The following is a 23,750-nucleotide window of genomic DNA, read 5'->3' as shown; positions in this document are numbered from 1 at the left end:
CCAGAACCGCGAAGTTGCCGAATCCAGTTATGGGATGATGGGACGTTCGACGTTAAAATATATCATTCGCCGGGACCTGATTCACTACAGGCGATCCGATACGAACCTGCAACGAGTGAAATCTATTGGGAGTATGCCAGCGGTGGTGGTTGGGAGATAACGGAATTCCCAGATGGTGAAACACTTCACGAACCAACTGTGGATGAACGGGAAGTGAGGGTGATAACAACCGTCGAACCGCCCTACGAATAGACGGTTCACTGTGCTTCTCTCCTGAGCGACCACGACTCGAGGAACCTTCCCTCCTCGGTTCAGACCTCGTTGCTCCCTGTGTTAACCAACGTTCTTGAGCTCCCTTTTCGATTGTTGGTTAATCCAATCGGTGTGTGCTAAAGTACTGAACTGCAATGCTCGTGTTCTCGTGAGCATGTGGAGTTTGAAGCGGAGAACACATTGAAATCTACAATGGTAACCGATGAACAGGGCCTAGCTCGGTATCGGTTCACACCGAATCTCGATCTGCCGGAGACGTTCACTGCTCTCGGCATCGAATATTTGGATGTCTCCCCGACTCGTGTAATTGTGATATATACCCGTGCAATCATCAACATCGAAATTGCTGATGGCCGGTTGGATAATGCCCGGGCCCTCGATATTGAAGTGCTCGATCACCCGCCAAAGGCGGGAGGGGATAATCCGACCGAACTCATTACCATGGTCGCCAAGCGGATGTCGACTACTGCAGATTCTGACTACCAACAGATTTCATAGCGCTGTTTGAAGACCATATTATAGATAGCGATTTATCGAGATCTCGACCGGTCATACAACTTTGTACTGCCCTTCTTTTTCTACTGCCTCAAGTCTCATGCGTTCTTGTTATAGAAGTCGGAACGATTCACCAGTGTCTTGAGAGGTACTTTGATCGAAGTTCGGGGTTTTGGACGTTCTAGAGGGCGCCGGGACTACGATAGCCTCCGACTTGTATAACAAGTCGTCATACGACAAAGTCGAGTAGACGGATACAAGAAACTCAGTCAGACAAACAGTCCCATCTTTCAGTCAAGAAGGTAGGTTACCATAGCCTTGAGATAGTGGTCGCCAATATGGTAGAGTCGGCATCGAACCCGGTGTCCTCGATGAAGCGTATGTGGTCCCGGATCAATAAACACCCGAACATCACGGGCTCTCTCTCGCGATATTTTTTGCTACCGCTTCCTTACCACCATTTTCTCAGGTGACTTCTGGATGAATACCTCAACATTTCTCCAATTTTGAAGTATTCATTTAGATTCTGTAAACGTGACTGAGTGTGTACAAACTGTTTTGCCCCATAGTCCTCCAACTCAGCGTTTTTACACTCATTTTTAACAATCCTCGACTCTGCACATGTATGCTTCTTCGATCTGCTCGAGATCTTCATCAAACAGCTTCTGGGCGTTTTTTCTCCCATACCGATTTTCATACACTTTCCGTACTTTCGCTTGAACGGCAGGAACAGTGACTTCGTGCGAGTCTGCTACCCGTTCTTGAGCTTCAGTCCGACGTGTTTGGGTGTTGTAGGCACTGTCAAAAGCAAGGTACCACCGAACCGTCTCAATGACCTGCACTTTCCTCTCCACAGCCATGTAATCCATTGTCGGAAGCATTTTCTGAACAAGACTCGTCGTCAATTCCTTATCGACTGCCTCGTAATCCTCATTGTCAGTTTGTTCCAGTGGCGTATCGGGCAGGTAATCACTCAGACCCATGGTTAGCCATATGGGTGTAGTACATAAATAGACAGAAGATCAGCTTATCTTGAATGAGGAAAGAATGTCTGAATGGCGTCATTCACCATTCTCACATTCTCGCTTAAAGCTCTCCCACTGGGTTTATATATGATAATCACTGGGATTGTTCTTTCGAGTGATTATTTTCTTGCTATGAGATCTAATTGTGACTAATGCATCGAACTAGACACTACGATGCGGCGCTGACAGCTTACACGCCGGTTGGGTTCCTGACTGCCATCGGCACCGGGTTGATGATCACCGGCGGTGCCGTCGCGATCGTGGCACGTAATCTCATATTCTGCGTCATTTGGCTCGAGCGCAACGTCAGCGGTTGTTAGTAGAATGCCAATTGCCGTCGCTCTTGTGAAGGACATTGTTGGTGAGTCAGAGAATAGATCGGATAATGTCTTTCAGGGCTTCTCGCCCGGGTTTGAGTAGGATCCTCCGGCGGAGTTCGAAGAGTCTGAGATAGACGGTAAGTTTGTCATTCGAAATTCCTTGATGAGGCGAGAGCCACACTTCGCTGGCGCGATGGTGGTTCTCGCAGGTATTCACGTGTGCGTCTCCGTCGACGTATTTGCCTTCGCCGTGAGGGTGTCATAGAACGGTTACCACACCAAAGAGCAGGGTGAATGCTGAGGTGGTATGGACTCAGCGACCCTGCAGGATGAGCCTTCGGTAGAGTCGTTCTTCAATGTCGCGGAGACCGAGACGTTAACGTTGTTTGAGCATCTTTCCTTCGAGTTTCTCGACGAGTTCGATGTGTTCGCCCCGGAGCAGACGGGGCGAACACGAGAGCATAAACCACCAGAGTTGATGCGCGGCTTCCTCCACTGCTATTATCGTGACATCTATGGGATCCGTCCTGTTGAGCGGGAGCTTCAGAATACGGTTGTCTGGCTGAGGCTGCGGCTTCGATCGACCGCCGCCGAGAGACGCGGTCAATCGCTTTCTCACTGACCTTGAACACGTCGTTGACGATGTCTTCGACCGACTCGTCGAGCAGGCCGCCTGCCGCGGCCTGCTCAACTTGACCTACTGCATCGATTCAACCGACGTGAGGACGATGCCCGCCGATCAAGATGCGTCGAAATGCTACGATCCTACCGCTGAGGAGTACTACCACGGCTACGGCTGCACGATCGTCTCGACCGGATCAAAGATCCCGATTGCAGCCGAGTTCACCGAGAGCAAACAAGCGCCAGAGGAGACGGCGATGCGCGTCACAAGTGACGCACTCGCCGTCGCCAAGCCGATCTGGATGGTCGGTGACAGCGCCTACGACACACTCGACTGGCACGACCCCTGCGGCCAGCAGGGGTCGTGCCAGTCGCTCCGTACAACGCGCGAAACACCGACGATCCGAAAGACATCAAGTACAGAGTCGAAGACCGCATCGAGGAACACAGTGAAGACGTTCAACTGAAGCAATCGACGCTAGACGAGACGTACAACCGCCGGACAGGCGTCGAACGAACCAACGAATCAGTCAAGGACTGCGGCCTCGGGCGAACGCACGCCCGAGGCTGCGTCCACGTACGAGAGCAAGTGTTTCTTGCGCTGTGCCTTCGCCTCGTCGTCGCAATCACCAACTACGAACGCGGAGACAATCCGGCAAGTACCGTGATCACGGTGTGAGAACTCTTCTATGACACCCTCCGTTACACTCGCTAATCACCATCGAGGAAGCGATGTCGGTAGCCCCAACATCACGCTATAAGAAGGCTTCTGCCCCACGGCCCTTAGATAGCCAAACAATCATCGATAATGTCCTTTTCTGATCTATTTTCATCCCGTAGTGGGTTTTCTCCCTTCTGCGACGCCCCGGATTCGAACTGAGGGCCGCTCCGATCGGGGCGTTTCAATCTCGTTCTGGGTTTCTACCGCCCTGCGACGAGTCCATCACTCTCCCCTCCTGCACGCGGCGCGGATGTTTCAATCCCGTTCTGGGTTTCTACCGCACTTCGACAGCCGTTGGTTGTACTCCGCGTGTAGACCTGCTCTTGTTTCAATCCCGTTCTGGGTTTCTACCGCACTTCGACTCACCGCTCTCAAGAACGAAGGTCTGCGGATCGGCGTTTCAATCCCGTTCTGGGTTTCTACCGCACTTCGACCTCGTCCGTGATCGCCGTCTCGAACCCTCCTGTATCGTTTCAATCCCGTTCTGGGTTTCTACCGCACTTCGACATTCGTCGGGCCGCTCAATACCGCTCGAGGAGTGTTTCAATCCCGTTCTGGGTTTCTACCGCACTTCGACAGGTCACGACGAACAGGCCAGTAATCAGGACTGCAAGTTTCAATCCCGTTCTGGGTTTCTACCGCACTTCGACTCGACCACAGCACCGTCCCATCGCCCTTTCGAACCTGTTTCAATCCCGTTCTGGGTTTCTACCGCACTTCGACGTGTCGGTTGGAACTGCGTTCCGTCGCTGAGGATGTTTCAATCCCGTTCTGGGTTTCCACCGCACTTCGACAGGTCCGCGAACAGATCCTCGAGGGGAACGAGGCCGGTTTCAATCCCGTTCTGGGTTTCTACCGCACTTCGACAGGGGGTGAATTTTGCTCGAGCGGGTCTATAAACCTTGCTCTACCCACGACGACACGGGATGCTTTCGTGGACCTCTGCTGTACACGGCTTTGAAAAAGGTCGACGAAGACCGACGTCAGATAACGTTGGATTGTTCGTCCGGTGGTTCGGTTCCGAGATCTGTCGTCGCCTCTTGGCAGGATTCGCAGAGCCGATACAGCCGGATTCGATCTCCGTCAGCTGGCTCGATGTGTTCCTCGAGTTCGTCTTCGAGTTCGACCCGCTCGCTCTTCGAGACGTCAAGTTCGAAGACGCTGTACTGGCGCCACGCCCCGTATCGTTCTAGCGTCCGGTAGACACGCCGACGATTCGTGTCGTCGCTGACGTCGTACGTTACTGCGAGTCTCATCGGGACACCTCCAGTGCGTGGTAGTCATCGAGCTCACCTGTGATCGCTTTCCGCAAGAGAATCACTTGCTGTCGAATCGCTTTTCGACGGCTCACGCGGTACTCGAAGTGCGGGTGTGTCAATTCTTCGCCCATGTAGCCGTCGAATTTGTCCAAGTACGCTTGGAAGCCGTCGTCGGTGAGTCGATTATCATTTCCGAACTGATCGTGCGTGATCGTTCCGCGGTTGATCAGGCGCGTGACGAACGCGTCACAGAACAGCGGTCGGAACTCCTCTTGGAGGTCGAGCGCGAGCGATGGCCGGCCGTGTCGATCGGCGTGGAGCACGCCTAGGAAAGGATCGAGGTTGTAGCAGCGTAGGCCTTCATCGAGAAACGTCGTCGGTTCGTCGAGGATGAACGGCGGAAGTCGGCCACTGTCGCCATCGCGCATCTCCGCGATGAGTTTGTAAATCCCGGCACGAAGTGCGAGATTGACGATTGCCCGCTCACCGCCACTCGCATTGCTTGGGTGCTCGAGCGTCCCATCGTCTCGGAGAAGTTGGATGGCATACGGCGTCCCGTCGGGGCCCTCGTCGAGGATACGCACCTGCTGGTAGCTACTGTTCTTGTAGATATCGCTGAAGATGTCGTTCGTGTACTCGTTGACGTACGCGAGGTACTGCTCACGGAGGTCCGATTTCGCGCCCTGATACACGTGCATCATCTTCTCGAACTCGTCAGCCCGGTCCTGTGCCCACTCGCGTTTTTCCTCCGCGAGTTCGAGCCGATCGTGGAACCGCTGCAGCCGTTCGAGTTCGTTTTCGAGGACGTCCCGGTCCGACCTGAGCGACTGGAGTGTTTCTTCGAGGTCCTCGGCCGTCACCTCTCGCTGATCGATCCGTTCTTCGACATCCTCGAGATTTGCTTTCGTTTCTTCGATATCCGTCCCACCGAGTTCTTCCTCGAGATCCTCGATTCCGTCTTCGACGGCGTCAATCTGCTTGTTTAGCGTCTCGATGGAGTCCCGAGCGTGGCTGATATCCTGCTGGTGACTGTCAATATCGCTTTCGAGGTCATCGATCGCGTCGTACGCGTCTACTGCCTCGGCGACGAATTTGCGCTGCTCGTTCGCCGTCTCGATGGCGTCTTCAGCAGTATCGAGATTGGCTTCGGCATCCGTGACCCCCTCCTGCTGTGTTTCGATCTGCTCTGACAGCTCGTTGAGCTCCGTCTCCAGGCGCTCGAGGTCGGATTTCGTGTCGGTGCACTCCTCTTGAAGGTCTGAGAGGTCATCGACACGATCCTCGTGTCGGTCGCGCAGTTGGTCGACGGTGTCGAAAGCGTCGACAACGGCGTCACCCTCCTCGATACACGTCTCCAGCGCGTCGATCGCTCCGTCGAGTTCGTCGATTTCGGTTTCGAGGTCGTCGACGGCAGCCTCAGTTTCTTCGAAGTCGCTCTTTGCGTCGATCAGTACCTCCTGTTCCTCGTCCAGTTCGTCTTGGAGCGTCTCGAGTTCGTCTTCCAGTTCCTCGGCCCGGTTCGCTGTCACTTTCACGGTCTCGGTACGGAACTCTCGAAGGTCGATCGCCTCCGCTCGGAGGGCATCGAGTTCGTCACGAGCAGCGAGATGATCGTCACGCTCTTGTTTCGCCGTTTCGAGTTGCGTTTCCAGCTCTGTAATCTCCGTCGTAATCTCGTCGAGTTCGTTCTCGAGGTGATCAACGTCGACCGTCTGATCACACTTCGGACACGTTGCGAGACCGTCCAACGATTCCAATTCCTCTCGGTCCTCCTCGAGGCTCTGTTTCCGCGTAGCGAGTTCCGTGACTCTGTTGTTTGCCTCTTCGATCGATTTCTGAATGTCGGCTTTGGCCTCGGGGATCTGATCGTCGATAGTCGTGCTGAGCGTGTCATCAGTGACATCGATGCCGAACGTCGTGAGTTCCTCGGCGAGTGCGTTCAGATCGTTCTGGAACTGCTCCCGGTCGTTTTCGAGTTCGTCACGAGCAGACGAGAGCTCCGATTCCACCTCACCGATTCGCTCTTCGAACTCGTTGATCCCCGATTCCGCCGCTTCGACATCTTCACGGGCGTCCGCAATGTTTTCCTCTTTGGCCTCGAGCGACGCTTCCTTGGCAGCGAGTTCCTCGGAGCGATTGCTCTTCTGTTCGGTGAGTTCGTCCTTGTGTGATTCGACGAGATCTAGGGTATCGTCGGTCACCGAGTCCGGACAGTGCTCGTCGGGTAGGAACTCCTCTGTGGCTGCGTTCCGGTCGTCTACGGCTTCCGAGAGTTCGTCCTCGATGACTTCGACCTCAGTCTCTGCATCGTCGATTTTCTCCGCAATCGTCGACAGTAATTCCTCGATCCCATCGCGTTCTTCATGGAGTTGTTCACGTTCGTCACGAAGACGAGTAAGTTCCTCTTCCGCTTGTTCCAGGCCGTTTTCTCGGTTCTGTCGCTCGACTTTCGCCGTCTCGACGGCATCTCGTGCGGCTTCGAGGGTCTTCTCGGCAGTAGATTCTGTACCGAGATTGATCTCGATCGGGTCGGTCGTCGCAGGCGTCTCGAGCTCCACGAGGGCGTTCGTTTTCTCCTCGATTCGGTCTTGGAGATTCTCGATTTCGGCCTCGGCCTCCTCGATCGCTGCTTCTGCCTCCTCGATATCCTGTTGTTTGGTGGCTCGGTCCTCGAGTAATTCCTCACGCGTGGCTTTCGTATCACTAAGTTTCGTTTCCAATTCGTCGTAATCCTCTATCACGGACTCGAGGTCACGTTTTGCGTCCTGTAGCTCTTCAAGGAAGCTGCTGATCTCTTCTAACTCGGATTCCGTCTTCACAATCGCTGCCTGTTTCTCTGCGAGTTCGGACTCGTACCCCTCGATATCATAGTCGAACTGCTCCTCGATAGTCTCACGGTGGTTCGCCACTGCTTGTTCGTTTTCGCTGACGAGACGGTTCGCTATGCGGCGTGCTCCCTTCATTCGGCTCCGGTAGCGGTCAATTTGATCAAGTCCGAGTAAATCGTCGATAAGTTCCGCACGAGCATCATCGTCGAACAGTCGGTCGACCTCACCCTGTTGGACGTACACCGAGCGGGAGAAACTGTCCTCGTCCATACCGACAACGTCGATGACCTCCGATCGAACGTGCCGAATCCCAGATTTTGGCTCCTCGAATGCAGGGGATGTAATCACCGCGCTGTTTTGCCCAGTTGTATCGATTGTCCACGTGACCGTGTACTGGACGTTCTCGACTTCGAAAGTGAGCTCGATTTCTCCTCCCTCTGCCCCCCGACGGACGATATCGTCAAGGTTGAAGTTATTCGACCCAACATTACGGATTTTCGAAAGGAAGAGGCCACCGAAGATCGACATCAGCAACGTTGTCTTGCCCGCTCCATTATCACCACGAACGAGGACCGTCCCGTCCGGGAGTTCGATTGTCTCGTCGCTGTAACTCCGGATATTCTGTAACCGCAGTTGTGTGATTTTCATTCGTTCCCCTCCATCGTCACGGTCGCGTCGATCTTCTCATCCAGCGCTTCACGCTCGTCAAAGGCTATCTTCTGCCGATCTCGAATAGCAGGTTCGAGATCCGTCGCGGCCCCATTGACGTTGTCGCTGATACCTTCTTCCTCACGAACACGACTGTCGACGTCAAGAGCCACCTCTGAGAAGTCCTCGTCTGCAAGCCGCTCTTCGATAGCACCGTCGAGCCCCTGAAGCGACATCGCCTCGATCGAGTCGACATTGATATCGACGCGTCCTCGGTTGTCGTCAACACTCACGACAGCAGCTCCGGCGTCACGGGCCATTTGAAGCACTTCATTTGCAGTGACGGCGCCACGATCCCCAGTCAGTTCGATTTTCGCAACGGCCTCATCAAGATCACGCCGGTCAAACACATCACGAACGTATTCCGCACCGTCATCCTCGCCGAACGCGATATGGAATACCGACCATGGGCGCGTCTCGAGTTCAAGCTGGCGGCGAGTGAGACTCCCGTCCTCGATCTCGAGTAACTGAACGAGTCCCGTCTCTTCCTGATCTTTCGCACCGCGCTCGGTCGCACTCGCGTACCAGATATCTGTCCCATCAACGCGTGCGCTCTTCGGCTGGTGGAGGTCGCCGAGTGCGAGGCCGTCGAGGTTAACGTTGACACGTTCAAGGACATCGTTGGCGGGATAATTAGCGACGACCCCTTCTGCAGGGGGGTCGAGCAGTTCATGCATACAGAGAATCGAATATTCGGCCCCTTCAGGCGGTGCTTCGAGTTCGAAATCAGCTGTGTCCCAGACGCTCGGACGGACCGCATCGATTCCATAGATTGCTACATCACCAACGACCATTGCCTCTCTATTTAGTCGAGTTACAGCGTTCGTACGTCGGAGGAGGTCAAGCCACTGGTCGTCGTTTTTCCGTTCGTGGTTTCCCACGATACCGTAGAATGGGATGTCATGCTTCTCGAGCGGCTCAAGCAGCTCAGCACATTCCATGACTGTCGGAAGCGATGGTACTGGGTCATCGAATAGATCACCTGTATGGATGACAGCCTCGACATCGCGATCAACAGCGAGTTTGATTGCTCGTCCGAATACATGTGCAAAGTCATCACGTCGGACATCAGAGCCGTATTGGCGTTTCCCGAGATGGGTATCACTGATGTGTAGAAGTCTAGTCTGTGGCACGGTAAACGCACAGATTGCTTCGGTTATATAAATGTGAAATAACCTGAGAGTGCGATAGCTAAGATAAGATAGAAATCCTATACAGGATTGTTCTGGTCTTCATATCGTATACAATCGAATTCTTCTTGGTTTTTGTCACGGTTTGGACATCTGCTCATAGTATTAGAGTCAGCATTATATTCATTCTTATTTGTTGGCAGCCTACTCCACTACTACGAAAAATGAGCGATGATACGGGCTTTTTTAAAGTGATGGAAGACAAACCGATACATCACCGTAAACATTGATCCTGTTGCTAATGCACTGGAGAAGACAGAAGAATCTCTGTAGTCAGCACGCAGTTACTATTCCTGCATCAACCCCCGCAGGTTTTGCTGAGTGTTTCTGTCCTTGTTGACCTCGAAGTCGGTGCCTTCTGCGATACTTCTCATTGAATCCATCAAGCCTCGATATACTGGTGAAAGTTCCGCTATTGCGAGGTTGTCGTCGCTTGATTGTTTCTCAAATACAAGGCCACTGTCGTCCTCAAACTGCATTATCAGGTAGTGGCCACCGTTACCGTCACTGAATTCTTTGAACGACCTCAGACTCTCCTTGAACTCTTCCGCATCGCTTCCCATAGTTAAGTGATGAAAGCTCAACCAACTTATAATATAACGATGGACCTACAATTATATATTTTTCAGGATAAACTGCTGTCTATGCACTCTCTCTAACAGAGACGAACTCGCTATATCGACTCACCGCAGATACATCGGTTCGGCGAGACGTTGCGGGCCAGAACGTGGTTTGGTCAGTTCCGAGAGCTCGTCCTAAAGGCTGCCGTCAGAAACATCGAGCAAACTGTGAAGCTCTGAGACCACTGATCCCACGCGTCTAAACAAGCCCCTTTGACCTGCTTCCGCGTTCAGTTTCACCTCGCGCGGTCATTGACCGGGCTTCCGCTCTAAGCCGTTCTGACCGCAGGTTTCCGCTGTAAAAGATATAACTGCAATATAGTCAATTATATGATAAGGACCATCTATCTGGGCGTGTTTGGCCAGTCGTATGGGAAAAGCAGGTAACCCGTTCGATGCAGCGGCTAGTACTACAAACGAATGTGATGCGTGCGGCTCTGCCATTGATGTAAATGACTCGCCTTGAGGTCAACGAGTACGACGATACCGGAGCGCGACTGTCGCAAGTGGTGTTTTGTAATGACGACTGTCTATTGTCGTTCTATTAACTCTCACTCACACGACGCTACACCCCTGTTTTTCGCGTGCAGGAGCGAGAATACCACATTATCCCCGGTACGTTTTTCTGTTATTATAAAATATGTGGTCAATAAATGGGTGTTCGCCAGAACCTACGAGAGGGGGTTGTCGTTACTCGTGACAACCTCAGAGCTACAAAGAAGGAGTTGATAGACGGAGCCGACGGTAGAGAGATTCTTCTCCTGTTCGGCATCATCCCTGGCATCCTGCTTGCAGTCGAACTCGCCATCTTGAGTAATTACTGGATCCTCGCAAGCGTCAAGCGGTCCGTCTTCTGGCTGGAAATAATCGGTCAGCCGCTGTTCTCGCTGGATACGCTGGTAGATTCGTATATCTCTAGTATTGCTCACTCTGACTGGGAAACCCACCTGAAACCAAATCTAACGAATTACCTTCTCTGTCTAACTGCGCTCTACCCGATGGCAATTCTGAGTAACCGCAAATCGGAGGTCTCCAAAATCGTTCTCATCCTCTTGTTTGCCACTCCGCTTGTCACTACGGTTGCTAGTTTCCAGTATCCGATGGGGGCACGGTCAATCGGATTTTCAGGAGTCCTTTCTGCATTCTTCGGAGTTCTGCCCGTCGTGATGTTCGCAGCCATAGATTCGCACATCGACAAGAACCTTAACCCATTCTGGTCGGGAATGGTGATGTTCGCCGTTTACGCTTCCATCTACGTGTATTTCGGGAACGTGATTTTGACCGGCGTAACGATACTATTCGTACTTCTGTTTTTCATTGGAATGGTCATCCGAATCGGGTTGGACGGCTTGATGGAGGCGCTGCAGGTAGTCTTCGGAATTGGGTATCTCCCATTCCTCTGGGCATTGGTAATCGCATACGCTGGAGCGGTCGGAATGTACTATAATCTCCCGCTGGGAACTAACATCGTCGCCCACCTCGCAGGGTACATATTCGGCTTCATTGTGGGATTCCTGTGGCTTGGGGAATCGTTCTCGGTTGACTGGATATCCTACGACTGGGCGTAGCCCCACTTGCGACGTTGGATTGTCGACATACCTAAGAAATAGTCTGATAATTGATATTCATGGTACGATTCAGCAACAGAGGTGCCAGTGATGTACAGTGAGTTCAATCAAAACTTGGGGAGAGGTCTCTACTCTAGTTGGGATAAGCACTCTCGTTACGCAAGCGTTGGGCCTCGTTCCAATTGACGGTCTCTACATCTGCACGTTCTTCGCACTCGGTTTCGGAATGTACGTGTTCGGGATTGTAGAGGAATACAGCCCGAGTGAGGAGGATGTCTGATACGCTTGATTACATCAGTCAGGACGACCCGCCCACATTCTACAGTTTGAGGCAGGTTCGCCAGCCTATGTGAACAGAGTCCTCGCACGAGTTCAAAATCAAGAACGAGCCGCACGAGCGGGTGAGAATCGGTGATGTGTCAGAGTAGCCGGAACTGTGAAAATCTCATCGCAGGCGACGACTACGAGATACTCATGGACCAAAACGAGAAGGGCGTCGCACAAGGCCCTATCTACGTCTGTCTGGACTGTGCGCAAGCAGGTGATTCGTCGTAGGCGCTCTTGCGATAGGTTACGCTAAGGGAGATAGATTTAATTCTACAAGACCGTACAGTCCAGTATTGTGAATGGATTCTACAACTTCCTTCGCACCCGCTCTGGTGACGTGCTACTGCTGATAATCTTCGCAGTATTCATTGGAACCGTAGTGCGTGTCGGTCTCGCCCCTCAACCCGAAGACCCGTTCTTCCCGGTGTGGTTGGATGTTACCCAGTATGGGTGGAAAGCCCTGCTGATAGCCGTACCCGGTGTAGGCGGAGCAGCCTACGTAGTCCTTCGATTGCTCCCTGATTCAGGTGGATTCTAAGTATGAACCTTCGTGATTTTGCAGACGACCTCTTGTTCTATCTCATCTACATTCCCTTCGCGATCGCTGCTATTGTCTATATCATTACTGGGGGTGCAGTAGGTGCAGAAGTGATGTTGGAAGCAGCAGTCCTCCCGTGGTGGCTTCCCTTCGTGGAGTCTCCCCCTCTCCTTGTATTGTTGTTTATCGCGTTGGGGAAACTCGGACTTGAAGAGTACATCTGAGAATCCGTTACAACAACTAAGCGAGTTTTTATAGCCCGAGAAAGGTGATTGCTGCTCCGACTGTACCTACCGCGATTAGAGCCTTGAAAATGAATGAGGAGATGAGGCCAGACAGTATATCCGAGATGAAGCCTCTATTCTCCGAAATAGTAGACGCTAACCCACCAACGACAACGACGGGTATCTTTCCAATTGCTCCCAAGACCGAGCCAACTGCTGGCCCGATGTCTTCCGCCACTACGTGTTCTACACCCTTATCACGTGTACGAAGCCATAGCCCGATAATCGCGAGGACAGCGATTAGACGGAGACCGGGATAGTTTGCGAACAACGATTGCGCCACTGAGGGCATCACCCAGTTCCAGAGTGCTTCTATGAGAGAGACTACGATGCTCAGGTAGTAGAGGAGGTCTTCGATGGGGGTCCCGGTGTACCAGTAGATTCCTGCTGCAATAATCCCGGCAAGTGTGAGGATTGGGTGGGATGCAATTACTGGATGTGGTGAAATCTCTTCCCAGATGTTCCGTACTCGCTCTAGTTTCTCCTCAGATAATACTCGTCCGAGGATTGCCCAATCCATTGACTGATGCCTGACAGTCAAGCAAAATAATACTATCTCTCCGTTTGGATCCTTCGTGGAGACCTCCGAAGTGACGCAATACCCTTATGAGTCGCTCGGACTCAGACCATCGAATAATTCCAACCTCTTCTCTTCGATTTGATATTGTTCTGAGGCACGCACAACGCGACCCACGAGTTAATCCGGGGGCTATCCACACCCCTCTGTTCGATAAGCGCCTTTATCGTGGATTACCCCAATGTTGGCACTGTGGAACCGACCGACAGAGTGAGGACGACCGCGCAGGCGTCACGCAGCGTGATGGACTCAACGAGTCTATCCCGTAAGTCCTTAAAAACGGCTGTACGCCGTGTATTGGATACCCGGCGTTTTTATTTCAGATGGGGACTGCAGGCTCACAGGGTCTCAGACACCCTCAGGACTCCTCTCATTCAGTCTGACGAACGGAGGGAAATCCCGGAGTTCAGATCGACCCGTTATCGGTTCGCGACTCACGACTATGAGTCTCGAACCAATCGATCCGGAGATAGCCCTCGAGCTGTACCTCACGGACAAGGAAGCCGAACTCGCAGAGAGTTCGATTCAGTCGCACAGGTACCGCCTCAAGCATTTCCTGCGCTGGTGCGAGATGGAAGACATCGACAACTTCAACGACCTCACCGGTCGCATGATCCAGCAATACCGCCTCTGGCGGCGCGACGACGTTGACCTCTCCGTCGCCAGCGAGAAGACCCAGATGGACACGCTGCGTGTGTTCATCCGCTGGGCAGAGTCGATTGACGCCGTCGAGCAGGACCTCTCGACGAAGGTCCGTTCGCCATCGATGACGCCAAAACAAAACACCCGTGACGAGATGCTGGAGACCGAAGAAGCTGAAGCGGTTCTCTCGTACCTTGCCAAGTACGACTACGCATCCCGTGAACACGTTACCGTCGCGCTGATGTGGCATACGATGATGCGTGTCAGCAGTGTCAACGCCCTCGACGTCGACGGCTACAATCCCAGCGAGCAGTACATCGAGATCCCCCACCGCCCAGAGACGGACACGCCGATCAAGAACAAGAAAGACGGTAAGCGTTTGGTCGCGTTGTCGGATGACATCTGCATGCTGCTCGACGACTGGATCGAAGAGAAGCGACCGAACGTGACTGACGACTTCGGCCGTGAACCGCTCGTCGCGACGAGGAAGGGGCGTGCGAACAAGACTACGCTTCGAAAGTACTCTATCAGGCGACCCGACCGTGTTTCCGTGGAGCGGAGTGTCCTGAAGATCTGGATCCAGAGGAGTGCGAGGCTGCTGTCAACGACCAGGAGGCGTTCAGGTGTCCTGTAAATGTCAACCCTCATGCTATCCGGCGGGGTAGCATCATGCACTCGCTCAACAGCGATCTCCCGGACAACATCGTCAGTGATCGCGCAAACGTGAGTCCTGCGGTCATCGAACAACACTACGACCGGCGTACTGAGAAAGAGAAGATGGAACAGCGGCGTGAGTATCTCGATCGGCTCTGAACAGGTCTTACCACGAAAATAGTCTTATTTTCTTGATTGAGCTAACGGTACTTATTGTCCTAAATATATCTATACTATTCAGAGTATTTGTTAATCAATCTTAGGACTCTGATCAGCCATCCCGATGATTTCTTCACTAACTTCAGCACTTGCGATACGATATTCTAACCGTTCCAAAATTGATTCGCCCCATCTAAGCACTTCTCTAGAAGTATCGGCTCGGCCTTCCTCTACCTGAAGTGAATTCTCCATACGTATTTTCTTTTCTTTAAAATGAGTTACTGAAGAACCTGTCCAGCTTTCAGTGAAATATGTGCTTTCAAGTCGATTCTGGACAGGTTCGATGTGCCCATATTCAGCTAATAACTCTCGTGCAAGAGTAGTATCATCCCGACTCTCTGGTAACTTAGCCTCTATAGAGCTGGCGACAACAGGAGCTCTCTCCTCAGGATCATCCCCAATCCAGTTTTCAACCTCTTCCCAATTGAGCCTCCCAAATAGTGACCCACCCAACGAAAAATTCCCACTCAAGAATTCTGCTGTCCACCAAGCCGAGATACCTTCTGAACTGATTTTTGTTGAGATTATTGACCAGGCACCACTAGGATCCGCTTCAATTATCTTTCCAAGTGTTTCTCTCGAGTACCCAGCCAATCTAATAAGATTTCGTTCCGACTCAGATGCGTCGATCACCGCATCCAATATATTTGGGCTGGACCCCGGTTCTTCGTCTACTACCGCTTCAACGATTTCATTCCATTCGTAGGTACGGCTACTATTTACAGTCTCATCCAAAGTGAGAACATTATCATGCGTGACTGCGGATGTTAGAAATGGTGTATCTAAGCTTGGGCCCTCATCTGGATAAATATAGTACCAATGCAATAGGCGAAGAGATGAAAGCGCAGACTGTGAATCTGCATCTAGCAATCGGTTACAAATCTCTTGAACGGTGTCTTCTGATAGACTTTCATATGGCTGAGTGAGGTTAGCGAATTCTTGGAGTTCTTGGACAGCAATCGTTCCATCATCGATTTGCTGGAACAAGTCTTGAACCTTCTCGTCAGTTGGATCTATGATTCTGATTAGAGAGACGTAGTATTTTCGTAGGTTCTCTTCTTCTTCGAATCGTTCAGTGACTTCTTCGAACCGTTCTCTCTCTTCCTTTTTTAGCTCACCTATATATGCGAGTATGAATGGGGGGAGTGTCTCAGGCGCTCTGCTGTTTAATTTTTCAATGAATTCATCCAAGAATTCGAATCCCTCATCTGACTTCGCAAGCCACTTTCCAAACTCATGGCCATTACTAGAATCATTTTGGAATAATATATCGTACTCCTCTCTCAATCGACTTTTATCCTCTACTGCATCTTTAGCTAATTTCTCTATCCACTCATCATCTTCGTCGTATTGACGGGAAATCTCCACAAACGACACAAATCTTGTATGGAATGATTTACTAATCAACCATTTTTTGAATTCTTCCCATTGTTCCTGCTCGTCAGGGTCTAACCCGCCAATATCAAATTCACAGATTGTGATAGTCGACTGAATTACGTTATCTATCTGAACATAATCTATCTCAGAAAGATGAACATATGTTGCTTGGACTAAACAACTGAGTTCCGTACCAGTAGATACCAATCCACGTGCTGCACCGGTTAGAGTTTCAACAATGGCGTTTGCTCTCTCAGGATCATCAGGTATACGGCTAACCAAGAGGTTCCATACGAGTTCAAAATAGGAAACCCAATCATCTCTAGATTCGGGTACCCACAAGTCCGGAAGCTGTCGAGCACCTTGTCTCTCTGGATGACCCGATTTAGTGTAGTGCTGTATTTTGAGCGCTTCACTGGCAGCACCCAGTGCCAATTCAAACTCGGCCTCATCTCCTTTAAGTCCGTCTTCAATGTGATGAAGCCGTTCAATAGGATGACGTTCAGTCGGAGCAACCGGGCCATAAGCTGGTGAGAAGAGGCCCTTGTATACACCAGTAGCGTTATTTGCAAACGATTCGTTCTCCGCCAATGCCAATCTTCGCAAATATTTCGCCACCTCATCAAAGGTAGTATCCCAAACAGCGATCCCCCTTAGCGCTCGCACCATACCACGTCTTCCTTGGGTGAATTCCTTGAGGTCTGGATGAGAACGAGTTCTGAAAAACCTACGAAGCACCTTAGTCGCATCTTCAGCAGAGGCCCTTGACAAACTCTTGAATACACGCCCACCAGCCTCCGTCTCCAGAATCGAGGTGTCGCCGAACCATCCGCTTCGACTCAGAACATCACTCACCCAGTCTTGGCCAGACTCAAAGGCGTTGAAATAAGGGATTCTTGTTTCCGCACGCTGAAGTAGCTCTGTAGGGAGTTGTAGCAGTTCATCGTCAAGGTCATGTCGTTCAATGCGGGTCTTAATAAGCAATAATGCGAGAGGTAAAGGTTGGAGACTTAATGCTTTCTCCCCCCGAAGCAAGCCACGTTGCTTCGCATAACCGACAATATCCTCTATCTCTGAAGTATCTCCAATCGTGTTCAGACCGAATACGTCATATATCTCTAGGAACTCAGGATGGAGATTTCCATCTGCGTCTCGCCATCCAACCCTATCGAAAATAGCGAATGCAGACAGGGTCTTTCGCAAATCACGGAACGACGGATGATCATCACTACTAGTGCCCACAAGAAGTCGCTTTGTCAATTGTCCTGGAGGAAGCTCAATTTCGGAATTCCAACCGCCAAACTCAATGTTGGTCAGAATACGAACAGCAAGTTCAGGAAAACCGCCGGAAAACTCCTTAATCTTGGCAGTGGCAGTTCGGTTTAGGTCTGGACGTTCACTCTCTACCAAGGCTTCTATACTGCTATCAGCGAGGGGACTCAATTCTGCCTGGAAGTCAGCTGTGACTTGATTAAGATCGTCTGAGACGGTGATGACGTTGATCCGGTTACCCAGTGTTTCAAATCGATCAACAAGTGCACGGTGGTATTCCGCTGAACAATTATCTACGACAAGAATCGCTTTAGTAGTGGAATCTGTCTCGAGATGACGCACTAAGCGACTATCCTCTAAATTGGAGGCAGCTGCGTGGATAACTAGACTACTGAACGGTTCCTTATCTAATGTTTCAAAAATGAACCGTGATTTTCCGACTCCAGAAAGCCCTGTGATACGTATTATAGAGCAGTTGTCTCCCCTCACTTCACTCCGAACTTCCTTGGCGAATTTTCGACGGTCATCATTAACTATATAATTATGTGTTGACGATATTGACCTTCTGTTTCGACACGTCTCAAAGTCAACTCCCACGTCAAGTGTCTCATCAAACCGAAATGCGAGGCCGGGATATTGTTGTGCAAGAGAGATCAACCTACTAGCATCGAATATTTCGATGTTTACTGATTCATAACCATAATTCGCGAATACTGTTTCTAACGCTTCCCTCCGATTCAGTATTTTCTGATCTGTTAGATCCTCGAAAATCACCAAATAATATGCACCACCATCACCAAGGAGTCGCTCAATCATCGGCTTCAAAGCCGTCTCATCGTTATTTTGCACCTCTTGCTTGCAGGCTTTGGGTGTGAGATCGCTTCGCTTTAATTGGTACCCTACTTCGCCAGCAGGAATAAGGGGGGTACTCGAGTCTGAGCTATTTTGTGCCTTTGCATCAAGTCCTCCGTCCGGTATGTTGACTCTGACAGGAACATGCGTACTTTGAATCCCGATATTTTTGGCTGAGGCTTCCGCTCGGAGTAAGCTGCGAAAGAACTTAGCAGTCTGCTCCGCGTTGAACTGACGAATTTCTACGTCACCAAAATCAAAAGGGGATGGCATAATACCAGGGACTTATCATTGAGGGATATTAAACCTCGGATAGGAGAAACAGTGCTGCCAGATCAGCATTCCAACGGGTTGCTCAAAGCATTACAGCACACTATTTCCTTAAATATTTGACTCTTTCGACCTATAGACAATCCTGCTTTGTTGGTGTAGTGAGCTGAAGGAATACTTGGGTATTCTGCCAGAATTCTAGGATCGTTAAGCAGTTCTGTCGACATTCCGTTAATCCTATTCAATCAGTTTTCGTTAATTTTCTAACACGGGAGAAAGCGATACGGGGTTAGCGTTGTGTCCATCTCTTCAAGCCCTCTATCCACTCGTCAACATGCTCAGAATCGGAGTCTGCTTTTAACAAACCTACCAGATTGTCTCGGAGTTCTTCCTGTTCTGCCTCAGTTAAGTGGTCTATCGCTGTAGAGACAGTTATCTTCGCATAATCTCCAAACTCATCAAACGGTGCTTGTGACAGGTATTCCATTGTGAGTATGATAGTATCAAATACAGCCTCCGAACCTTCCCGCTCAGATAACTTAGAGATAACATTCTCCGAAACCTTTCGTGTGTGTCTCTCGCTTTGGAAGTCAAGTATGTATATTAGTATACGTGAATATAAATATGCAATACTGTAGGAAAAGTCGTCAATATCCTGCTGTAGGACGAAGGAACAAACTATCTCGTACACCCATTCGAACAACTCAGAGTCTGGCGCCCGACCTGATATGAGAATATGAGCACAGCCACCAACCACAGCGTATTGGGGAGAATCAGTCTCTATCTCCAACTGCTCAAGGATGTAACGGACAAAGTTGGTCTGTAGATCAACCTGGAAGCATTCCGGAGCAACCACAAACGGTTCGGTGAGTGCTACGTTAGGCCGCACTTCCAATACATCTGAATTTGCAGGTTTGGCAGCATGGTCGAAATACCACTGCACCCACGTCTCAATAAACTCCTCATCGTCAGTGGCAATAAGACTCTGAACCGCACGACAGAGAATCCAAGCATAGCTCCGCAGTTCTATCAGCTCTGCACAATATTCGCTTTTGGCTTGGTCTTTCACTAATTCCACGAGCCGCTTAGTCCATGCCCCCGGCTTGGTCAGACGTCGTTTCTCAAAAATAGTGTCCCCAACGAACCGCGCCCAGCCATCATGAGTTGCCTTTTCTGATAGAGGGGCTGGTATCTCCTGTGAGTGTGCCGAGCTTCCTACTTTGTCAAACTCCTCAGCTAGTTGCTGTTCTGCCATGGCAATCCACTCATGAGCCCAATTAGGAGAATGAAAGTCGGCAAGCTGTCCAAGTATGGCCGCCCAGAGAGGTAGCGACATTATGCTCTCGTCTTCGTCAGCAGATCCAGTTGGGCTATCGCCTCGGTCATTCAATCGCGATCTAAACCGTTTAAGCCGGGCTTCCGTATCCTCAATCCATTGAAGTCGATCGGTTGGATCCCGTGGTGGATTAGTGATGATGGCACGTGCGAAAACCTGAACTACGACACGGTCTGGACTTGTCTGGAATTGACGAGACTCACCGACGATCAACTCCTCGGAAGGCATGTCTAACCCTGTGAGCCCCTCGGGCTGCTCGTTAGCATCGGTGATGTCCTTGATAATGAAGTCAAGCCACTCGTTGTAGTTGTCCGGGCCTTCATCTACCTCAACATGGGGGGCTAGAACCTGTGAATAGAATTCGATCAGGAATACATCGTTAACGTCGCTACTGTTTTGAATACTCGCTGCTCTTTGTCTTACCATCTTCACAAATGGTTTAACATCAGTGGGGTCGAAAGTACGAACTAACAGCGAGAGTACCCCGCAATAGTATCGGATGATCAGTAAGTTCGCCAAATCTGGGCGAGCATGTTCTGTATCGACGATTTCACGAAACAGATTTGTACCGAGTGAGAGGAACGCCTCAGCACTACGGTCATTATGATGGTATGCTGCGATAGTGACGCCTGCTAAGCCAGTAATAAACAAGGGAAGATACTGATCGGCTAATTCTGGAGATTCATCATCTAAAGCCTTGAACGCCGCATGAAGTGATTTATGAGCTTGATTGTTCTCAGTGAGAACAGCCAGCTGAATTGGGACTTGATATATACCGACAGTGGTCAGGATCTGAGGGAATCTTGCGATCCCGGATTGCTCGAATAAGTCCTCAATACAGGATAAAATTGATTCAGTATTTGGTGTATTGCTTGTATTTAGTTCAGTTGCCTGCAACTCTGATAGGTTGGTGGTTAAACCTACTGCATTTTGGTCACTTGAATCATAGATTCGCTCTGTAAATCTCTTTCCTCGGTCTGAGAGGACCCATCCGCCGCTCAGCCTGGTGAACCATTCCAGTTCAAAGATAGTTAGAGCATAGATTCGAGGGGAAACGACCAATGTTCCATCCGCTCGCTTGTGTATGTAAGCAGAGATAGAACTTTCAAGATACATCTTAACTCGATTTTCACTAATATCCAGAAGATTAGCTAATTCTTTTTCATCGTCTACACCCCGAATAGCAGCAAGCATAACAAGAATATCAACTGGCTCCTCTCCCTGATTCTCCCGAAGTTCTTGAAGCGCGCCATCCAATCGAGAACGGATGAACTCTCGCCCTCGGACTCCACTAATCGATTCTATCCCCTTCTCAAGAGTCTCCAATGTCGCTTCAACAGCGATTGTGGGGTTACCATCTGCTGTAACAGCAATTCGTTCTATAGAATCATCGTCGAGTGAACTAAGAGTCCGCGGGATTCGTTCTAATGTGTTATCATCGATATTTGAAAGCTGAATTTCCGCTTTGGGTTCAAGTCGTGATTTTGCCGAATCATTTCTGATGTCACGCGTTTTTTCCCAAGCAGCCCTGATGCTATCTACCTGTTCTTGGCTGCATTCAATGATGATTGCATCATAGAACTCAAACACTTTCTCTCCAAACAAAATTTGGAAATCGTGAGGCGAGATTGATCTCTCGCGACCAACACTGTAGACCAAAGCAAGACGTTCGGATTCTGACTGCATCGAACGCAGTTTTGATCGGAGAATCTCTGGGGTTGTGCTGTTAATTACGCCAACGTCGTATCCATCACGCGCGTACTGCTCTAGTAATCCCTGAGCAAACGTTGTTGTACCCCCGCCTATCTCCCCATAGACTAGCAACGCTCCTTGGTCGGGGGCTTTGTTGGCAAAATCTCTAGTCAACTTCTCCTCCCGTAGAGGCCTTGAAAATAGCTCGTCAACACGTTCTTTGGCTTCTGTCCCGGAAATCCCCGCTGTCGATTTGAGTTCCTCTGTGATATGTTCCTTCTGTCGTCGAGTTAGTTCCCCAGGTGGGAGGACTGCGCTATTAAATTCCTCTGAAACCAGCTCGGTGAGGGGAATAGTCTCTGTAGCAAGCTGATCCACTAATTCTACAAGTGAGTTGATGTCGTCCTCAGGACTAATATCGGCTTTTTTGATGGCTGATCGGAGCTCATTTTGGTTTTCGACAATTGCATCCAAACGATGGGCAGTCACCGGATCTGCTAATTCTCCAAGCGACTCGAAGGTTCGAGGGGGGAGATCGGTTTTGCGTTCTAGGTGCTCTTGATGATGCGGGAATAGTTCATGTCCAAGCACTCGACCAAGATTTCGTTCAAATTCGTTTGCATCATTGAGCGTACGACTGAGGAGGATCGGAATGACGGCAAACAGTGCTACGGTGCTCATACCGCTCGCCAAGGCACCACCACCAACAACGCCACTTAGTGTTGCTGTCACTGAAGCAGGGAGTTGAGCGCTAGCGGATCTTGCGAACGCGCTGAGATCAGACTGTTCAGCAAAATTGCTGATTTTCGCCGTGACAGACTCACCAGTGATAACATTCTCAACAGCCGTATTGCTTGCTTTAACTGGACAATATGGCAGATACGAGTGGTAGTCATCGATGGGTGCATTAGCGAAGGAGAACTCGTATTCAAGATCATCAATAAAGCTCATGACTTTACTCTCCGGCAGAGAGTCATCTACCAGTTGCAGCTTAGCGATAGCCTCGCTTCGAGTATAAACGAGTGAGAGCAGTTGTATTGACTCGAGATCGAAGTTGATCTCGTGTGACTGACCGACGATCCATTCCAACTCATATGGCCGGAATACATAGCAGATGCCAGCCTCATGATTTTTAAGAGTAGCAATCCGCTCTGCTGCATCTATCTCAGGATCACCCAAGATTTGATACGCATTATCAACGATGACTGGACGGTCTGTATTGAGGTGTTTCAGGCCCTCTACCGTATTTATGTATTTCACATCCTCAACAGATTTGCAGATATTTGTTTTTCCGGTGCAGGGACCTCCAAGCAAGATGCTTTGAGTATCAGCAATATGCCTCGGAATGTGTTGCGTTTTGGCTGGTGAAATCTCAATACACGAGTCCAGTGACACGATCTAATCCTGTTCCAGATTATAAATAAGGATTTTGGGTTCTCTACGCCTGGGTTCGAATTGCCATAGGGTTCAATCAGCGTAGTACGTTCGTTTTTCACTCGTCATCCCATGTGTCGGCGGGCGCAGCCCATGGCTAGTCAGTCGACCCTCCGTTTTTGGGACAACCGTCACCAGAAATTCTGTCGTAACGGTTCGGACCGTACACTGACTGCCTCAGAATATGATCGGCGGAGTTGGTGTTAACAGTAGTCGCTCCCAGCGCCGCAAACGGCACGACATTGAGGCCGATCTCGTCACTGATCACTTCATTGCACTCAATCAGCAACGACGTGCACTCGGTCGCTGTCGACTCTAACTAGATGATGAGCGCGTGAAGGTCTCCTCATACACGAAAGGGGAATATGAGATGGGACGAGCGAGAGTCCCTCACTCAAGTTAGAGTCGAAGGGGGAAGTAGTGCGTCGGAGTCATCAAATAGGAGAATCTCAGGAGAGGCAGCAAGTTATTTTCGTACTTTCTAGCACCTGTAATTTCAGCTTCACAGAGGTGGTTCTTAGTCTTATTCTTGGCTAATCATTAATCTCGCTGTCTCTTTGCCCTATTTTCCACTTGGTGGTGAGGGTTTACGAGGTATTCATCCACCTCTATGGGGGCTAATTTATGACGTGGCATTCTGCCGATCGA

General features: G+C 50.4%; 16 protein-coding genes, 3 pseudogenes and 1 CRISPR repeat array. Of the genes and pseudogenes, 10 read left to right on the top strand and 9 right to left on the bottom strand.

Going from position 1 to position 23,750, the window contains the following annotated elements; all coding sequences use genetic code 11:
• The coding region (locus BM348_RS21720; protein WP_217642045.1) for a hypothetical protein at window positions 1-252 on the top strand (252 nt) is incomplete at its 5' end.
• A 177-nt stretch (window positions 253-429) separates the two neighbouring features.
• Complete coding sequence (locus BM348_RS19070) at window positions 430-771, top strand: hypothetical protein (protein WP_092907489.1); 342 nt, start codon at window positions 430-432, stop codon at window positions 769-771.
• Between the two features lie 596 nt (window positions 772-1,367).
• Here the strand turns inward: BM348_RS19070 and BM348_RS19065 are convergent.
• Window positions 1,368-1,751, bottom strand: coding sequence for a hypothetical protein (locus BM348_RS19065; protein WP_092907487.1), 384 nt, complete (start codon window positions 1,749-1,751; stop codon window positions 1,368-1,370).
• A 194-nt stretch (window positions 1,752-1,945) separates the two neighbouring features.
• Between BM348_RS19065 and BM348_RS21560 the strand changes: the two genes are divergently transcribed.
• Entirely contained in the window at window positions 1,946-2,113 is a 168-nt protein-coding gene (locus tag BM348_RS21560) for a hypothetical protein (protein ID WP_175507263.1), read from the top strand.
• A gap of 46 nt (window positions 2,114-2,159) precedes the next feature.
• On the opposite strand, the pseudogene BM348_RS19060 reads toward BM348_RS21560, so the two are convergent.
• Window positions 2,160-2,366: pseudogene (locus BM348_RS19060) on the bottom strand (IS1595 family transposase); the annotation flags it as partial.
• A gap of 54 nt (window positions 2,367-2,420) precedes the next feature.
• Between BM348_RS19060 and BM348_RS22515 the strand changes: the two are divergent.
• Window positions 2,421-2,735, top strand: a complete 315-nt coding sequence (locus tag BM348_RS22515) for a hypothetical protein (RefSeq protein ID WP_394328117.1) — start codon at window positions 2,421-2,423, stop codon at window positions 2,733-2,735.
• Window positions 2,736-2,841: 106 nt separating this feature from the next.
• A pseudogene (locus tag BM348_RS22510) lies at window positions 2,842-3,413 on the top strand (transposase).
• A gap of 220 nt (window positions 3,414-3,633) precedes the next feature.
• A CRISPR array of direct repeats spans window positions 3,634-4,322; the repeat unit is 37 nt; unit sequence GTTTCAATCCCGTTCTGGGTTTCTACCGCACTTCGAC.
• Between the two features lie 116 nt (window positions 4,323-4,438).
• Here BM348_RS22510 and cas2 read toward each other — a convergent pair.
• The 4 genes from cas2 to BM348_RS19035 form a co-directional block, all read right to left on the bottom strand.
• Window positions 4,439-4,711, bottom strand: a complete 273-nt coding sequence (gene cas2 / locus BM348_RS19050; protein ID WP_092907485.1) for a CRISPR-associated endonuclease Cas2 — start codon at window positions 4,709-4,711, stop codon at window positions 4,439-4,441.
• Window positions 4,708-8,190: a CRISPR-associated endonuclease Cas1 gene (locus tag BM348_RS21555; protein WP_175507262.1), complete on the bottom strand. Its 3,483-nt coding sequence runs from the start codon at window positions 8,188-8,190 to the stop codon at window positions 4,708-4,710. The genes cas2 and BM348_RS21555 overlap by 4 nt, the downstream gene beginning before the upstream one ends.
• Window positions 8,187-9,383: a DNA repair exonuclease gene (locus BM348_RS19040; protein WP_175507261.1), complete on the bottom strand. Its 1,197-nt coding sequence runs from the start codon at window positions 9,381-9,383 to the stop codon at window positions 8,187-8,189. Before BM348_RS19040 ends, BM348_RS21555 begins: the two co-directional genes overlap by 4 nt.
• Before the next feature lie 344 nt (window positions 9,384-9,727).
• A complete protein-coding gene (locus BM348_RS19035; RefSeq protein WP_092907481.1) occupies window positions 9,728-10,003 on the bottom strand; it encodes a hypothetical protein in 276 nt (91 codons plus the stop codon).
• A 132-nt stretch (window positions 10,004-10,135) separates the two neighbouring features.
• Between BM348_RS19035 and BM348_RS20870 the strand changes: the two are divergent.
• The 3 genes and pseudogenes from BM348_RS20870 to BM348_RS19020 form a co-directional block, all read left to right on the top strand.
• A pseudogene (locus tag BM348_RS20870) lies at window positions 10,136-10,240 on the top strand (IS5/IS1182 family transposase); the annotation flags it as partial.
• A gap of 473 nt (window positions 10,241-10,713) precedes the next feature.
• Window positions 10,714-11,628, top strand: a complete 915-nt coding sequence (locus tag BM348_RS19030; RefSeq protein WP_092907479.1) for a hypothetical protein — start codon at window positions 10,714-10,716, stop codon at window positions 11,626-11,628.
• Window positions 11,629-12,495: 867 nt separating this feature from the next.
• Window positions 12,496-12,717, top strand: a complete 222-nt coding sequence (locus BM348_RS19020) for a hypothetical protein (protein WP_092907475.1) — start codon at window positions 12,496-12,498, stop codon at window positions 12,715-12,717.
• Window positions 12,718-12,745: 28 nt separating this feature from the next.
• On the opposite strand, the gene BM348_RS19015 is transcribed toward BM348_RS19020, so the two are convergent.
• Window positions 12,746-13,297: a hypothetical protein gene (locus tag BM348_RS19015; RefSeq protein ID WP_092907473.1), complete on the bottom strand. Its 552-nt coding sequence runs from the start codon at window positions 13,295-13,297 to the stop codon at window positions 12,746-12,748.
• Between the two features lie 499 nt (window positions 13,298-13,796).
• Between BM348_RS19015 and BM348_RS19010 the strand changes: the two genes are divergently transcribed.
• Both BM348_RS19010 and BM348_RS22325 read left to right on the top strand, forming a co-directional pair.
• Window positions 13,797-14,630 carry a tyrosine-type recombinase/integrase gene (locus BM348_RS19010; protein WP_342714193.1) on the top strand — a complete coding sequence of 278 codons (834 nt, stop codon included), beginning with the start codon at window positions 13,797-13,799 and terminating at the stop codon, window positions 14,628-14,630.
• Between the two features lie 35 nt (window positions 14,631-14,665).
• Window positions 14,666-14,809 (top strand): hypothetical protein, encoded by a 144-nt coding sequence (locus BM348_RS22325; protein ID WP_342714192.1) that lies wholly within the window; start codon window positions 14,666-14,668, stop codon window positions 14,807-14,809.
• A 90-nt stretch (window positions 14,810-14,899) separates the two neighbouring features.
• Here the strand turns inward: BM348_RS22325 and BM348_RS20865 are convergent, their stop codons facing one another.
• On the bottom strand, window positions 14,900-18,643 hold the full coding sequence (locus BM348_RS20865) for a hypothetical protein (RefSeq protein ID WP_139231249.1): 3,744 nt from the start codon (window positions 18,641-18,643) through the stop codon (window positions 14,900-14,902).
• Window positions 18,644-18,929: 286 nt separating this feature from the next.
• Complete coding sequence (locus BM348_RS18995; protein ID WP_139231248.1) at window positions 18,930-23,063, bottom strand: hypothetical protein; 4,134 nt, start codon at window positions 23,061-23,063, stop codon at window positions 18,930-18,932.
• Window positions 23,064-23,750 lie beyond the last annotated feature (687 nt).

Origin of the sequence: Halostagnicola kamekurae (assembly GCF_900116205.1) — an archaeon.
In the GTDB taxonomy this organism is placed as follows: domain Archaea; phylum Halobacteriota; class Halobacteria; order Halobacteriales; family Natrialbaceae; genus Halostagnicola; species Halostagnicola kamekurae.
The sequence above is the reverse complement of the archived record's forward strand: the minus strand, read 5'-3'. Positions and strand labels throughout refer to the sequence as shown.